The organism is Sorangium sp. So ce185 (assembly GCF_051526825.1).
Classification (GTDB): Bacteria; Myxococcota_A; Polyangia; order Polyangiales; family Polyangiaceae; genus Sorangium; species Sorangium cellulosum_D.
The window spans coordinates 8,686,045-8,701,654 of the sequence record NZ_CP150316.1 but is presented as its reverse complement, the minus strand read 5'-3'; the positions used below and the strand labels follow the sequence as shown (position 1 = coordinate 8,701,654).

Sequence of the window (15,610 nt, the reverse complement as noted above, 5' to 3'; positions counted from 1 at the left end):
CCCGCAGCCCCGCGGGACTGCGGCGCTCGTCTTAAGTCGATCATCCTTGGACAAGGAGAAGCCATGGCACAGCGGTTTGATGCACGCGCAGGCGCGTGCGGATCGATGGTCATTGCGCTGGCATTAGGAGCTTCCGCGTGCGACGCGGACAAGGGGGGTTCCACAGCGAGAGAATCGGCCGAGAGCGGATCCATCCAGGCGGCGCTCACCGTCGGCGGCGCGCGACACGACGTCACCGCCGTCCACTACAAGGTCGTGAGCGCGAGCAGCTCATGCAGCGATTCGGCCATCGCCGAGACCACGAGCCCCCTCGAAGAGGAAGCGCTCCCCGGCGGCGCGCTCCCCCCGGGCTCGGGGACCCACGCCGGCGCCGACGGCCTGTTCGTGGTGCCGCCCGGCGACTACCGCGTCTGCGCGACCCCGATGGGCGACGCCGGACCGTCGGTGGAGTGCGGGCCCGCCGAGGGGATCGCGACCGTCATCTCCGAGGCGACGACCGAGCTCTTCCTCGTCTCCCAGTGCCTCGGGGCGAGCAACGGCGGGCTCGACCCGGTCGTCGCGCTCAACGATCCGCCGGCGTTCCAGGACATCGACGTCGCGCCGAGCAAGTTCATCACCCAGTGCGAGACGGCCACGATCACCGCGGTCGCGGAGGATCCCGACGGCGACGCGGTCTCGTACACGTGGGAGCTGGCCGCCGGCGCCGGCTCGATCACCGGCGACGGCAACACCGCGACCTTCTCTCCGGACGGCCCCGGCGACGTCACCGTGCGGGTGAGGGCCACGGACGCCCTGGGCGGCAGCGCCTCGCTGACCTTCCCCATCCACGTCTCGGCCTCGGACTGCGGCTCGACGGACTGCCAGGTCTTCGGCTCCGATGCCTTCGGATACGTCGGCTGCTCGCGCGTCGAGGAGGTCCCGTCGTGCGATGACATCTCGTTCACCGGAAACCTCGCCTGCAACGAGGACGACTGCCTCAGCAGCGTCGCGCTCCCCTTCGAGTTCAATTACTACGGGACCCCGCAGTCGACCGTGAGCATCGTGTCGAACGGCAAGCTCGGCTTCCCGGGCACGACGTCTTACGGCAACAGCTGTACGCTCGAGCCGCAGACCATCGCGCCGTTCTGGGACGACCTCTACCCGCCGGTCGGCTTCGTCTGGTACGAGACGCTGGGCACGGCCCCGTCGCGCCGGTTCGTCGTGCAGTGGCAGACTCCGCACATCGAGGGCGGCGACCGGCTGGACATCCGCGCGGTGCTGTTCGAGGGCTCGAACGACATCCGCTTCTGCTACGCGAACACCGCGGTCAACAACGCCTCCGTCGATCACGGCGCGAGCGCGACGTCCGGGATCTCGGGCGATACGAGCAGCCTCGTGTACTCGTGCCAGAGCCCGGCGCTCACGAACGGCCTGGCCCTCGAGTTCGATTACCCGGGCGGCTCCGAGACGTGCAGCGACGGCATCCAGAACCAGGGTGAGACCGGCGTCGACTGCGGCGGCCCCTGCGCGCCCTGCGGCGGCGCCGCGGTCGAGTTCTCGGAGGACTTCAGGCAAGGCGAGCCGCCGACCAACCAGTGCCGCGCCTGGGACACGTTCCGCGCGTCGCTCACGGGCACGTACTCGGCGGTCACGCTCCGCGGCAGCCTGGACCCCGACGGCGTGACCTGCAGGGGCGCGGCGGCGAACACGCTCTGCCAGGCGCTCCACAGCGGGACGCCCACCGGGCCGGTCGAGTGCGACGGCCGGATCTGGACCGTCGGGACCAACTGCGGCCCCGAGGGGGTGGTCGAGCTCACCGCGGACGGCGCGGAGTGCAACTGCGAGAGCAGGTACGTCGCGCGACCGTGCATCGGCAACGAGAACTGGGGCGGCGTGGGCAGCGACTCCTGCCTCCCGCCGAGCCAGACGATCTCGGTCGTGTGCGAGGGCGAGGGCGGCGCCGGCCCGACGTGCGATGACGGCATTCAGAACCAGGGCGAGACGGGCGTCGACTGCGGCGGCCCGTGCGCGCCCTGCGGCGGCGCCACGGTCGAGTTCTCGGAGCAGTTCACGCAGGGCTCGACGTCCGCCGAGCAGTGCGGCGCCTGGGACGCGTTCCGCGCGTCGCTCACGGGCTCGTACTCGTTCGTGACGATCCGCGGCAGCGAGGACCCCGACGGCGTGACCTGCACGGGCGCGGCGGCGAACACGCTCTGCCAGGCGCTCCACACCGGGACGCAGACCGGGCCGATCGACTGCGACGGCCGGACCTGGGTCGTCGGCACGGACTGCGGTCCGTCCGGCGTCGTCGAGATCTCCGCGAACGGCGACTCGTGCACATGCAGCGACGGGTACATCGCGCGGCCCTGCATCGATAATGCGAACTGGGGCGGCGTTGCCGGCGAGACCTGCTTGGCGCCGACCCAGACGATCTCGGTCCTCTGCGGGGGCGAGGGCGGCCCCGTCCCCACGTGCGACGACGGCCTCCAGAACCAGGGCGAGACGGGCGTCGACTGCGGCGGCCCGTGCGCGCCCTGCGGCGGCACCACGGTCGAGTTCTCGCAGCAGTTCACGCAGGGCGAGGCGCCGGTCGAGCAGTGCGGCGCCTGGGACGCGTTCCGCGCGTCGCTCACGGGCTCGTACTCGTCCGTCACGCTCCGCGGCAGCCTGGATCCCGACGGGGTGACCTGCACGGGCGCGGCGGCGAACACGCTCTGCCAGGCGCTCCACGACGGGACGCCCACCGGGCCGATCGAGTGCGACGGCCGGACCTGGACCGTCGGGACCGACTGCGGCCCCTGGGGGGTGGTCGAGCTCACGGCGGACGGCTTCGAGTGCAGCTGCAGCAGCACGTACGTCGCGCGGCCGTGCATCGGTATGGAGGCCTGGGGTGGGGTGAACAGCGACTCCTGCTTCCCGCCGAGCCAGACGATCTCGGTCGTGTGCGCGGGCGAGGGCGGCTCCGCCCCCACGTGCGACGACGGCATCCAAAACCAGGGCGAGGCGGGCGTCGACTGCGGCGGCCCGTGCGCGCCCTGCGACAGCGGCCTGTGCGACTCGGCGACCGAGGTCGAGTTCGATGGGCGCTGCTATTACCTGGATGGCTCGGGCGCCGTGTGCCAGGCCGGCTACACGCTGGCTCCGCAGAGCGTGCTGAACAGCATCGCGAACCGGTTCGCGGGCAAGACGTACAAGACCCAGCCGTCGGGCAACTGCTGCATCGCGCACAGCGAGCAATCGACCGAGCTCCAGGACTGGGGCATGGATTGGGATGCTTGCAACATGCCAGGCCCGTTCTCGACGGGCCCCATGCTGGGGGGCGCCGGCTGCACCGACGTGCTGATGGGGAGTTCGACCCAGCTCACGCTGTGCATGAGCCTGTGAGCGGCGCGTGACCGGCTGACGCGCGGCAGAGGGGTCGGCGCGGGGCCTCCGGGCGCCGCGCCGCTCTCGCCGCCGCCGCGGTCGCGAGCGGCCGGGAGCGCGCTTGAGAGTCCCGAAGGGATCGACAGAAGGGAAGAAAAACCGCAAGGGCGCGAGGAGCGCAAGGGGAAGAGAGAGAAAAATCTCGTCTCTGTTCCTTGCGCCCCTCGCGCCCTTGCGATTTCTCTCTTCCCCGCATTCCTTGCCCCCGGAGCTTGCTTCCCGGCAGAGCGGTCGGGCTTCGCAACTCATTGAAGTCATGAAGAGTTCGATCTGTTCGGTGCTCTAGCCGGCAGGCGCTTCGCCCACGGCCCTCGTTTCCGGCGGTGGACCCCGCGCGGCTCCCGCATTGGATCGTTCGATCGATCGGATCGATCCATCCGATCCATCCGCTCAGCGCCGCCCCGCAGTGAGCCCCTTCTTCCGCGCGCTCCGCCGTTGCCGCGTGAAGCCGTCCGCCTGGCACGCGCGGTGCTCGGGTAGCAGACGCGAGAGGAACGACGCGAGACGAACGCCGCGCGAGGCCCGACCGTGGTGGCCTCCGGCGCTCGCGCGAAGGCGAAGCTGTCGGCTCCGAACGCGGTGTGCGTGGAAAGGCGAGGGTATCATCGATGAACATCAAGAGCATTCTCGGCGTGATCTCCCTGGCGGCGGCGCTCGCGCTCGGCGCGGGGTGCAGCTCCCCCTGCGCCGACGTCTGCGAGACGTTCGTCGGCAGGACCCAGAGCTGCGGTCTGGGAGGTCCCTCGGGGGACGCCGAGATCGACGCTTGCGCGGAGGCGCTTCAGGAGACGTATACGGACGACGCCTGCGACATGATGTCGAGCTCCATCGAGTCCCAGAGCTGTGAGAGCTTGAAGCAGAGCCTCTGCGGCGATCCGAGCACGGCCCAGCATTACAGGTGCGATTGATGCGCGCGGGCCACGAGGAGGGATCGATGGAACGAGGGATGATGCTCGGTTCGTGCGCCGCCGTGCTCTGCGCGCTCTCGCGCAGGGGCGTGGCGTGGAGCTGGCCGGCCGGGTGGTTCGTCTCGATGTCGCTCCACGGCGGGGCGGGCGGCGACGCGCCGCGGCTCGGCGTCGTCTACGGCACCGCCGCGCAGGCCGACGGGAAGCGGTAGACGCCGCGGGTACAGCGCTCCTCGGCACCCGGCCGCCCGGTGCCCGGATCTCACCGCATTACTTGGAGGCGCTCCGGCCGATCACGCTGCGGAGGGCGCCATGCGGCCCGACGCCGATGCTCGCCCCGCGCGGCGCGCGCAGGGTGCCGCACGGGGCCGTCGTGGTATCCTCGGCCAAGGCCATGTCAGCCATCGAGCCCACGGTCCGCCCGCCCGCTGCGCCTCGCGAGCGCACGCGGGCGCACGTCTACAGCCGCCCGCCCGAGCCGGTGGTCTTCCCGGAGGCCGAAGAAGTGCCCGAGACGAATCGCCACCTGGAGCTCCGCACCGCGCTGTACCTGATCCTCAAGCGCGAGCTCGCGCAGGTGGCGACCCTCGGGTCGGACCAGTTCGTCTACTGGGATCCGACGACGTCGAGGAAGCGGCTCGCCCCCGACGCCTTCGTTCGGCTGGGCGTGCCCCACCGGACGTTCCGCACCTGGAAGACGTGGCTGCACGGGGCGCCCGACCTCGGGGTCGAGATCGTGAGCGAGTCCGACGAGGGCGAGCCGGACTGGGACGAGAAGCTCGCGCGCTACCGCGCCTCGGGCATCCGCGAGGTCGTGCGCTTCGATCCAGACGACCGGGTGCGGCCGATCCGCATCTGGGACGCGCTCGATGGCGACCTCGTGGAGCGGTCGGCGGACGACCCGGATCTCCGCGCGTGCGAGGCGCTGGGGCTCTGGTGGACCGTGGTGGAGGACCCGTCGATTGGCCCGATGCTCCGGCTCTCGCGCGACCGGGAGGGCCGTGACCTGCTGCCGACCCCGGACGAGGCCGAGGCCCAGGCGCGCGAGGCCGAGGCCAGGACGCGCGACGCCGAAGCCCAGGCGCGCGAGGCCGAGGCCCAGGCGCGCGAGGCCGAGGCCAAGGCGCGCGAGGCCGAGGCCCAGGCGCGCGAGGCCGAGGCCAAGGCGCGCGAGGCGAACAAGACGCTGGAAGCCGAGGTGGCGGCGCTGCGGGCACAGCTCGCGGAAGCCAAGGGGAAGCGGCGGCCGCGGCGACGCTCCCCGGGTTGACCGGAGGGGGTCGAGCACCGTCCCGGCAGCGCGCGGCGCTCCGCCGGAGGCGGCGGGCCACGCGCCCGCGACGTCGCGCGCCGCGCCGCAGGGGGTCGACCCCCCGCGCCGGCGCCGTCGGGCTCGCCGTCCTCCCGATCGCCCCCGATGAGCGCGCGCACGGCGAGCTCGCTGGTGGTTGCCGAATTTGAACATGAAGGCGGGAAGAAAAGATCAATGATCTTCCTGCCTTCCCGCCTTCATGTGAATCACTCCGGGGCAAATGGGGCCACCACCAGCTCGCTCGCGTCGCGCGGCTCGGCTCGCCCCATCAACCCCCTTCCTCGCTCGGCGATCACACCCAGTCCGGACTCACGGTGACGGGGACTCCACCCGCTCTCCCCTGACGAGGCGCGCGCTCTCGGCCGCGCGCGCAGCGCTGCTTCTCACTTTGCGCAAATCGCTAGCTCAGTTTGCGCACCGGTCGAGTGACAGCGCCTCTCCGCAGCCGGGGAGTCGCCGGCGCGCGCGCCTCACCCCGGGCGATGGCTCGCCGATAATTGCCCGTTTTTGCTGAGGATTCCACCGCCTCTCACGTGACACGCGCCTCCGCGCGCCGCGCCCAGGGCCCGCGGCGACCCCCTGGTACGGCACATGCGATATCCGCCTGCGAACGGTCGACGCCGCTCTCACGAGGGTTCCGGCAAGCGCTCATGAGGAGCTCGTCCTCAAGCGCGCTCGCCGCCGGCCAGCGTGGGCCCGGACTGCCACTCATGATCTCATGATCGGCAGTCCGGCCGACGAGCGGATCGCCCGCGGAAATCCCTGCAACAGCAGCCCTCCGGCTGCTCGATGGAGAGGTGCGATCATGACTCATCACGCCCTGAAGTCTCTCGGTCTGTCTTCGCTCTTCCTCGCCGGCCTCCTCTCGATGCTCTCCGCGACCGCGTGCGTCGCGTCCGGCGAGGAGAGCCCCTGTGAGCTCGGCGATCGGGCCGAGAGCGAGCGCGGCGAGGGCGCCTGTGATGACGCGGACGACGAGGAGAGCGCGGGCGAGGAGGCGCCCTCCGACGAGGAGGACGCCCCGCGCCCGAAGGCGCCCGCGAGCGCGCCGCAGGCGCTGCCGGTGTGCTCGCCGTTCTGCGATCGCATCTGAGGCGCGGTGAGACCGGCGCGCCCGCGCCGGTCTCACCGCGCTCAGGGGGACAGCCGCGACTGTAGCCACGTCGCGCAGGCTCGCTCCCACCGCTCGAACGGCGCGCGCGCCGCCAGCGCCGCGCGCGCCGCGGCGTGCTTGCCGGCCATCCGGTAGGCGAGCGCGCGGTGGTACGCCTCCCCGAACGAGCTCGGCGCGCCCACCCGGCCGAGCCAGTCGGCGGCGGCGTCGGGATCCGTCCACAGGTACGCGCCGGCCACCGCGGTGGCCACGTGCGGGTTCTTCGCCGCGCCGTCCTGGAACTGCCGCTCCAGCACGGCGAGGCGCTCCTCCAGCCGGGCGTTCGCCGGCTCCCCCTTCTGCCGCGCGACGCGCAGGAGCCCCCGGATCGAGGCGGCCTCGAACGGCCTGTCGGCCCTGGCCCCGGCGTCGGCGGCGAGCTCCTCCGAGAGCTCCCGCCGCGCCTCGTCCAGCCGATCCTGGCGCAGCAGCACCGCCGCGCGGAGCAGGTGGGCCCCCGGCTCCGGCAAGACGCCCATCCGGCGGCTGACGCCGCGCGCGCCGAGCGTCTGCTGCTCGTCCTCGAAGGCGAGGAGCCGGAGCGACGTCCGGTCCGCGACCTCCCACCGGTCCTCGCGCACGGCGAGCATGATGCGATGTCGCAGGACCCGCCCCGACAGGCTGCGATCCAGCTCGATCGCCTGCTCGGCGACCTGGTCGACGAGCTCGTTCTGGCACGTCTCGTCGTAGAGGCGCGCGAACACGAGGAGCACGTCCGCCGAGCCGGGGTCGGCGTGGCGCGCGGCCTCGCAGGCGTCGAGGGCGGCCTGGTTGTCGGCGTCCGTCGCGTGGCCCTGGGCCTGGCGCTTCACCTGGAGGACGCGGCAGCGCATGACGAGCGCCTGCGCGTCGTCGGGCGCGCGCGCGAGGGCGCGATCGAGGTCGCCGAGGGCCGAGGCGTACAGCGAAGGCTCGCCCTCGGCGTAGGCGTGCAACGACTGGAGATAGGCCCGCTCCGCGAGCGCCGGCACGTACCCGGGATCGGCGGAGAGCGCCTCGTCGAGCAGGCGCTTGCCCTCCGCGTGGTGGTGAGGCCGCGGCGCGGGGCCGATCAGCGTGTAGTACTGGAGCAGCCTCGCCCGGGCCGTGGCGTCGCTCGTCGCGTGGGCGGCGCGCTCCAGGCGGCGATGGTCCCGCCACACGAGCCGGACCTCGTCCTTGGCGCGGTCGCGCAGCGCCTCGAGCAGCCGCGGCAGGTCGCCCGGGTCGCCGTCGATCTCGATCGGCTCGCCCGCGACCGGGCCGTCGGTCGCGCGGAGCTGCGCCGAGAGGCGGAGGCTCGCCCCGACGCGCTGCAGGGAGCCCGTGACGACCCAGGCCGCGCCCCGCCGCAGCGCCTCGGCCGCCGGATCGCCGGGCCGGGCCGGGTCGAGCGCGCGCACCTGCGGCAGGGTGCGGAGGCCGCCGAGGATCGTCTCCGCCGCCCCCTGGCCGAGCCCGTCCCAGGAGGGGTCCTCGGTCAGGTTGTCGAACGGCATCACCACGAGGGCAGGGCGGGTGTCCTCGGGAGGGGCCGAGCGCGCGCCCTGCGCCTGCTCCTCGGGCGGGGCGGCCCCGAGCGAGGCGGCCTGCCCGCCCGCGCCGGCGCGAAAGGCCACGGCGGCGAGCCCGATCGCCGACGCCGCGGCGACGGCCGCGCCGACCCGCCGCCAGCGGGGCCTGGGCGACGCGCGGCCGCCCGCGGAAGCCGCGTCCGCCGCCGGCACCGACGGCCGGACGCCCACGGTCGTGGAGTCCAGCGTGGTCGACAGCGCCGCCCGATCGCCCGGGAGCGTCGTGCTCGTCGCGCCGGCCAGCGGGGCCTCGCGGCCGAGCGGCAGGGTCGTGCCCGCCCCGTCCAGGGGCTCGCCCGCGGCGGCCAGGGGGGCATCCGCCGCGGCCAGGCGGGGCTCCGCGTCCAGATCGGCGATCACCGCCGCGAGCGCGGCCGCGAAGCTGCCGGCGGTCGGGAAGCGCTCTTCGGGGCGGTTGGCCATGGCGCGCGCGAGCAGCGCGTCGAGCGCGCGGACGGCGCTGGCCGGCAGCGCCAGCCCCTCGAGGCGCTGCGGCGCGTCGCGCAGGATGGCGCTCAAGACCGTGGCGGGGGCGCCGCTGCCGAAGGGGGAGCGGCCGGTGAGCAGCTCGAAGCCGAGGATGCCGAGCGAGAAGATGTCGCTGGCCGGGCCGAGCGGCTCGCCGCGCAGCTGCTCGGGCGACATGTACGCGAGCGTGCCGACGATGCCGTCGGTGGACGCCTGGGCGAGCGCGCCCCGCGCGAGGCCGAAGTCCGCGACGAGCGCCTGCCCGTCGCGCCGCACCAGCACGTTCTCGGGCTTGAGATCGCGGTGGATGATCCCCTGGTCGTGCACCGCGGCGAGCCCGCTCGCCACCTGCTGGAGGAGCGAGAGCGCCCGCCTCGGCTCCAGGGCGCGCTCCAGGAGGACGGCCCGCAGCGTCTTGCCCTCGACGAGCTCCATCGTCAAAAAGCGCAGCCCGTCGGCCTCGCCCAGGTCGAAGACGCGGCAGACGTTGGGGTGGGAGATCTTCCGCGCCAGCTTCAGCTCACGGCGGAAGCGCGCCACCACGACCGGCTCGCACGACGCGCCGGCGAGGAGGACCTTGACGGCGACCTCCTCGTCCACCGCGCGGTCCAGGGCGCGCCACACGGCGCCCATGCCGCCCGCGCCGAGCTGGGAGCGGAGCTCGAACCGGCCGGCGATGACGTGCCCTGGGACGAGGGCGGCGACGGCGGCCGCGCCGGGGACGGGGGGCGCGTGGGGGGCCGTCGATGCGCCGAGGACCGGTGGGGCGCCGGGCGCGGTCGGGATGTCGGACAGCTCGTGCTGCGGCATGATCAACCACGCAGACTACCCCAAAAGTGGGCTCGACCGGCAACGGTCGCGCGGCGCGGCGCCGCAGCGCTGGGGAGACCCGGTGAGATGGGTGAGGGGAGGAGCGGTGAGGTGGGCTGAAGCGCCTCGGGCCATCGCTCCCGCGGGGTGAGCCGCGTGCGGGGATGGCCGGCGGGTCGCCGCCGCTGGAACGGCGCGCGGCGCGCGGGCCGCGCCAGCGCGCCGCCGGCTGGTGGTGGCCCAATTGGCCGCAAAGTGATTCCCATGAAGGCGTGAAGACAGGAAGATCATTGATCTTTTCTCCCGTCTTCCCGCCTTCCCGCCTTCATGTTCAAATCCGGCCACCACCCGCCGCCGGCTCCCGGGGGCCGCCGCGCCCGCGCTGCGCTCGTGGGCGGTTGCGCCGCGGTCCCGCGCCCCTGTGGGCCCGGCCGAGGTGATCGTTTGATCGAGCCGATCGCTCCGTTCGATCGATCGCCCGGCGCGATGGAGGCCGCCACGCCCGGCGATCGCCGGCGCGCCCGCGCTGGTATGGCCGTTGCTCTACGGTCAGGGGTCAGGCATCGATGCGCGGCGCGCGCGCTCCCCGGCAGCGGCCGCGGCGCCGCGCGTGATCGCGGGCATCGACCGCCACACGCAGCCCTGACGGCGACGGGGATCTCGCGACCTCGTTCGGCGCGATCGACGCCGGCGTCAGGCTGCGCTCCCCGCGCCGAGCAGGCAGAAGGATGGGATGATCAGATGAAGTTCACGTGGTTTCCTCTCGGATTGGCGCTCCTCTTCTCCGCGGGAGCGATGACGACGATCGGATGCGCGTCGCCCGTGAGCTCGCACGACGAGCAGGCGGTCGGGATGGTCAGCCTGCCGCTCGTGACGTCGGCGGGAGGCGAGTTCCGCCTCCATGGCGCCGTGTTCTCCATCCACTCGACGAACGGCGCCCACGCCGCCACCCTCGACTCCGAGAGCGAGCCGGGCGCGGAGACGCTGACGGCGACGCTGTTCCAGGGGCCCTACACGGTCCGCCTGGCCGACGGCTGGGAGCTCGCGCGGATCGAGCCGGACGGCACGGAGTCCCCCGTCTCCGCGGCCCTGCTCTCGCCGAACCCGCAGACGTTCGAGATCAGCGCATCGGCGATGACCGACATCTCGTTCACGTTCACGACGGGGCAGGGCACCATCACCCTCGGCGACGGCTCGGTCGGCATCAGCTTCGATGTCGCCCCGAACGACGATCGGGCGGAGTGCAACCTGGTCTCCTCCTATGATTATAACTACTGTCCGTCGGGGCAGACCTGCCTCCTCGCCGACTCGAGCGGCCGCACGTTCTGCGCGTCGCCAGGCTCGCTGCCGGTGGGCTCTCCGTGCACCTCGGACCAGTGCGTCGCTGGCGCCCAGTGCCTCAAGGTGGATCAGGCGAACCCGGATCAAGGCTCGTGCGTGAGGTTCTGCCGCGTGAGCAGCACGACGTTCGGCGTCAACTGCCTGAGCCTCGGCCTCCCGGACAGCGACATCGGCTTCGAGGGGCCGGCGCCCGAGGGGACCTGCGATCTCTTGACCCAGACGGGCTGCGCCGAGGGCGAAGCGTGCCAGTACACCGCCGGCAGCTTCCCGAGCTGCGGTGTCCCGGGCTCGACCCCTCCGGGCGGGGCCTGCTCCGGGGAGACCTGCGGGGCCGGGTACGACTGCTATTACGGCACGTGCAGGAAGATCTGCGATGCGAGCACGTGGTATGTCGGCCAGCAGGGCTGCTACTACTGCGAGAACGTGGGTACCGGCAACGCCGGGCGCTGTTACTACTAGCCTCCTCGGCGCTGCCCCGCGCCGCGTCCGCGCCCCGTGGTCGAGGCCGCCCGGCGGCGGGCGCCGAGCGGCGGGGAGGCGCTCGGCTCTGCCAGCCGATGGTGAGCGCGATCTCGCCTCGACGCCTATCGTTGCGCCGCTGCGCGATCGTGGGCGACAATGGCGCGGCTCCCACCCCGCGCCCATGCCCTACCTCGTCGTCCGCGAACCCGGCCAGGTGTCGTACACGGTCCCGCTGCGGGACGGCCTGCGCCTCGGCCGGAGCGAGCAGAACGACGTCGTGCTCGACGACCACCAGGTCTCGCGCTTCCACGCCCGGTTCACCCGGTCGGAGCAGGGCTGGCTCGTCGAGGATCTCGGGTCGACCCACGGCACGCTTGTCAACACCGTCAGGATCACGACCCACGCCCTCAAGGCCGGCGACCGCATCCAGGTCGGCAACATCCTGCTCGCGTTCCGCGACGACGAGGAGCCGGAGCTCGTCCACCAGCAGGCCACGGCGGCCTTCGCGCCCGTGCGCGACGACACGGGCCGCCGCCTCCAGCTCGTCTACGAGCTGAGCCGCGCCGCCTTCGACCTCGCGGATCGCGACGATCTGCTCGGCAGGACGCTGCAGTCCCTCCTCGACGTGCTCGGCTGCGAGCGCGCCCTGGTCGGCCTCGCGGAGCCGGGCGCGCGGGGCTTCCGCCGCCTCGCGCGGACGCGCGGGGGCGGCCCGGGGGCCGACGACATCGCCGTGAGCCGCACGCTGCTCGAGGCGGTCACGGTCCGGCGCGAGGGCGTCATCTCCCACAACAGCGGGGATCGCGGCGCCCCGAAGACCCTCGTGCGGGAGGGGATCCTGACGGCGATGGCGGTCCCGCTCCAGGCGGGCTCGCTCCTCCTCGGCTTCCTTTATGTCGACGCGCGGCCGCCGACTTCGCCCTTCACGCCGCAGGATCTCGATTTCCTGACGGCGATCGGGCACCTCTCGGCGGCGGCGCTCGAGAGCGCGCAGCGCTACCGGCGGATGGAGGCGCTCGCCGAGGCGCTCGGGCCGGGCGGCCCGGCCGCCGAGCTGATCGGCGCGAGCGAGCCGATGCGGCGGCTCAAGGCGCAGATCCAGAAATACGGCGCGTCCTCGGCCAACGTGCTCATCCAGGGAGAGAGCGGGACCGGGAAGGAGCTCGTCGCGCGCACGCTCCACAGCGTGTCCCCGCGCGCGGCGGGCCCGTTCGTGACGCTGAACTGCGCCGCCATCCCGGAGTCGATGGTCGAGAGCGAGCTCTTCGGCTACGAGAAGGGCGCGTTCACGGGCGCCGCCGGGAAGAAGCGCGGCAAGTTCGTGCTGGCCGACGGCGGGACGCTGTTCCTCGACGAGATCGGCGACCTCGACCTCGCGGCGCAGGCCAAGGTCCTCCGCGCCCTCCAGGAGGGGGAGATCCAGCCGCTCGGCGCCGAGAAGGCGGTGCACGTCAGCGTGCGGGTCGTGTCGGCCACGCACAAGGATCTCGCCGAGGAGATCGCGAACAAGCGGTTTCGCGAGGACCTTTATTACCGGCTCAACGTGGTTGAGCTCTCGGTGCCTCCGCTGCGCGAGCGCGGCGAGGACATCGAGCTCCTGGCGCGGGCGCTGCTCAAGGCGGCGGCGTCGAGCATGGGCAAGCGAGAGCTGGAGTTCACGCCGGCCGCCCTCGCGGCCCTGAAGGCCTACGGCTGGCCCGGCAACGTGCGGGAGCTCCGCAACGAGATGGAGCGCGCGGCCATCGACGCCGAGCTCCCGATCGTGGACCTCTACAACCTGAGCTCGCGGATCCGGCAGGGGCCCAGGGCGGCGCCGGCGCCGCGCGAGGGCGCGTCCCTCGCCGAGCGGTTCGCGGCGCTCGACGTGACGGAGCGGCAGCTCATCGAGGAGGCGCTCAAGGCGGCGCGCGGCAACCTGTCCGAGGCGGCGCGGCAGCTCGGGATCACCCGGGTGATGATCAAGCGGCGGATCGACCGGTTCGGGCTCGGTTTCCGCGACGAGCTTTAAGGCTTCTCTCTCGGCCTCCGCGGCCTCGGGAGGTCGTATTCCTTGATCCGGGAGACCAGCGTCCGCCGCGAGATCCCCAGCAGCTTCGCCGCGTAGGTCTGGTTCCCCACGCACTTCTCCAGCGCCTCGATGATGCGCTGCTTCTCGCTCGGCTCCGCCTGGCGCGGCGGCGGCGCGCTCGCCTCGGCGCCGCGCGGGGCCGCCGGCTCCGGCGGGCCGCTCGACGGCGCGGCGCCTCGCGGCGCTGCGGGCGCGCCCCCGGCCCTCATCTTGGCCGGCAGGTGCTCCGGCAGCAGCGTGTCGCCGGCGCAGAGCATGACGGCGCGCTCGATCGCGTTGCGCAGCTCCCGGATGTTGCCGGGCCATGCGTAGCGCTCCAGGAGCGAGAGGGCCTCGGCCGAGACGGCGGGGACGCGCGGCCGCTCGAACGACCGGCTCGCCTTGATCGCGAAGAGCTGGACCAGAGGCGCGATGTCCAGGGCGCGCTCGCGCAGCGGCGGGATCGTGAGCGTGACCCCGTTGAGCCGGAAGTACAGGTCCTCCCGGAACGCCCCCCGCGCGACCTCGGCCTCCAGATCGCGGTGGGTGGCCGACAGGAAGCGGACATCGATGCTGCGCGGGGCCCGGCCGCCGACGCGGAGCACCTGGCGCTCCTCGAGCACGCGCAGCAGCTTGACCTGCGTGGCCTTGGGCAGCTCGCCCACCTCGTCGAGGAACACCGTGCCCCCGTCGGCGGCCTCGAACAGCCCAGGCTTCGCCTGCAGCGCCCCGGTGAAGGCGCCCTTCTCGTGCCCGAAGAGCTCGCTCTCCAGCAGCGTCTCCGACAGGGCCGCGCAGTTGAGCCCGAGGAAGGGCCCCCGCGCGCGGGCAGGCGAAGAGCGGCGGTGGATGGCCCGGGCCAGCACCTCCTTGCCGGTGCCGGTCTCGCCCAGCAAGAGGACGCTGATGAGGCCCGGGGCGGCGAGGGAAGCCTGCTCGTAGAGCGCGCGCATCGCCGGGTCCCGGAGGACGAGGTCGCCGCCGTCCGGCGGCGCGGCGGGGCGGCCAGGGCCGGCCGGAGGCGCGCTCACGGCCGCCTCGGCCAGGCGGACGACGATCAGGGCGGAGCCCAGGGTGATGCAGTCGCCGGGGGCGATCTCGATGGTCTGCCCGGAGACCTGCCGCATGTCCTCCGTCTTCCCTGTCTCGATGGGCAGGCGCGCCTGGTCGGCGCGCGCGGCGCGCACGGAGATCGGGTTGGTGCCGCCGAGATCCTCGATCCGGAGCGGGGGATCGAGGTGCAGGACGGCGTGCCGGCGCGAGACGGACGCGTGGTTGATGCAGACGCCGTTCTCGGAGGAGCGGCCGATCGAGACCGAGCCGCCCGGCGGCAGCGGGTGGACCACGACGGCGTCGCCGGCGAAGACCACGAGCTCCCGCGCCGCAGGAGAGCGCGGGTCCCCGGCCGCGGGGCGATCGCCCGCGGGCGCCGCCCCGGCCGGGGAATGACGGCCTGAACGATCCGATGTCACCGGGTCGTTCTACCACCAGCGCAGGCGCGCTGGGACCGGCGTGCGCTCGCGAGCCCCGTCGAGCGCGGGGCCGCCTCAGCGGGCCACGCCGGCGGCCTCGAACACGCCCCGGTACGCGTCGTCCACCCCGATGTCGCACCCCACCGACGAGAGCGCAGCGCGATCGCCGGGGCCATAGACCCGAAGCACCCAGCTCCCGTCGGCCTGGCGCGCGAAGACCTCGATGCGCGGCGCCTTCTGCGACGCCAGGACGACCTCCCGGATCGACGCCACGGTCTGGTAATGCGCGAACTTGTCGCCGCGGTCGTACGCCTCGCTCGAATCGGAGAGCACCTCGACCACGAGGACCGGATTCAGGAGCGTGTCGCGCCGCTCGTCCTCGAACTCGGGGCGGCCGCAGACGACGGAGCCGTCCGGGTAGACGTAGCGGTCCGCGGAGGGGATCTTGATGCGCATGTCGGAGTTCAGCGCGATGCACCCGCCCTCGCCCAGCGCGTTGCCGAGCAGCCGGCCGATGTTCGCGGCGACGGCGCTGTGCTCGAAGGTGCCGCCGGACATCGCGAAGATCTCGCCGGCGGCGTACTCGTGCCTCACCTCCGATGCGCGCTCGAGCTCGAGGTACTCCTCCGGCGAGAGCTTCCGTCGCGATGCCGCCACGCCCATGTGCGACAGTGTCGCG

The 15,610-nt window shown here is 73.1% G+C and carries 10 protein-coding genes; 7 read left to right on the top strand and 3 right to left on the bottom strand.

Annotated features, from left to right (window positions below; genetic code table 11):
* Positions 1-255: 255 nt before the first annotated feature.
* The 5 genes from WMF26_RS31830 (at position 256) to WMF26_RS31810 (ending at position 6,718) form a co-directional block, all read left to right on the top strand.
* Entirely contained in the window at positions 256-3,363 is a 3,108-nt protein-coding gene (locus WMF26_RS31830; RefSeq protein WP_437995766.1) for a PKD domain-containing protein, read from the top strand.
* A gap of 650 nt (positions 3,364-4,013) precedes the next feature.
* Positions 4,014-4,313, top strand: a complete 300-nt coding sequence (locus WMF26_RS31825) for a hypothetical protein (protein ID WP_437995765.1) — start codon at positions 4,014-4,016, stop codon at positions 4,311-4,313.
* 26 nt (positions 4,314-4,339) lie between these two features.
* A complete protein-coding gene (locus tag WMF26_RS31820) occupies positions 4,340-4,525 on the top strand; it encodes a hypothetical protein (protein ID WP_437332116.1) in 186 nt (61 codons plus the stop codon).
* A gap of 182 nt (positions 4,526-4,707) precedes the next feature.
* The gene (locus WMF26_RS31815; RefSeq protein WP_437995764.1) at positions 4,708-5,583 is read left to right on the top strand and encodes a Uma2 family endonuclease; all 876 of its coding nucleotides are present in this window, start codon (positions 4,708-4,710) and stop codon (positions 5,581-5,583) included.
* Between the two features lie 847 nt (positions 5,584-6,430).
* Positions 6,431-6,718, top strand: a complete 288-nt coding sequence (locus tag WMF26_RS31810) for a hypothetical protein (protein WP_437332114.1) — start codon at positions 6,431-6,433, stop codon at positions 6,716-6,718.
* Between the two features lie 41 nt (positions 6,719-6,759).
* Here WMF26_RS31810 and WMF26_RS31805 read toward each other — a convergent pair whose 3' ends face one another.
* Entirely contained in the window at positions 6,760-9,609 is a 2,850-nt protein-coding gene (locus WMF26_RS31805; RefSeq protein ID WP_437995763.1) for a protein kinase domain-containing protein, read from the bottom strand.
* A 741-nt stretch (positions 9,610-10,350) separates the two neighbouring features.
* Here WMF26_RS31805 and WMF26_RS31800 point away from each other — a divergent pair.
* Positions 10,351-11,409: a hypothetical protein gene (locus tag WMF26_RS31800; RefSeq protein WP_437995762.1), complete on the top strand. Its 1,059-nt coding sequence runs from the start codon at positions 10,351-10,353 to the stop codon at positions 11,407-11,409.
* Between the two features lie 184 nt (positions 11,410-11,593).
* A complete protein-coding gene (locus WMF26_RS31795; protein ID WP_437995761.1) occupies positions 11,594-13,420 on the top strand; it encodes a sigma 54-interacting transcriptional regulator in 1,827 nt (608 codons plus the stop codon).
* Here WMF26_RS31795 and WMF26_RS31790 read toward each other — a convergent pair.
* Together WMF26_RS31790 and WMF26_RS31785 are read right to left on the bottom strand one after the other, a co-directional pair.
* A complete protein-coding gene (locus WMF26_RS31790) occupies positions 13,417-14,931 on the bottom strand; it encodes a sigma 54-interacting transcriptional regulator (RefSeq protein WP_437995760.1) in 1,515 nt (504 codons plus the stop codon). The genes WMF26_RS31795 and WMF26_RS31790 overlap by 4 nt on opposite strands.
* Positions 14,932-15,006: 75 nt before the next feature.
* Positions 15,007-15,594 carry a Uma2 family endonuclease gene (locus WMF26_RS31785; protein WP_061621503.1) on the bottom strand — a complete coding sequence of 196 codons (588 nt, stop codon included), beginning with the start codon at positions 15,592-15,594 and terminating at the stop codon, positions 15,007-15,009.
* Positions 15,595-15,610: the final 16 nt, after the last annotated feature.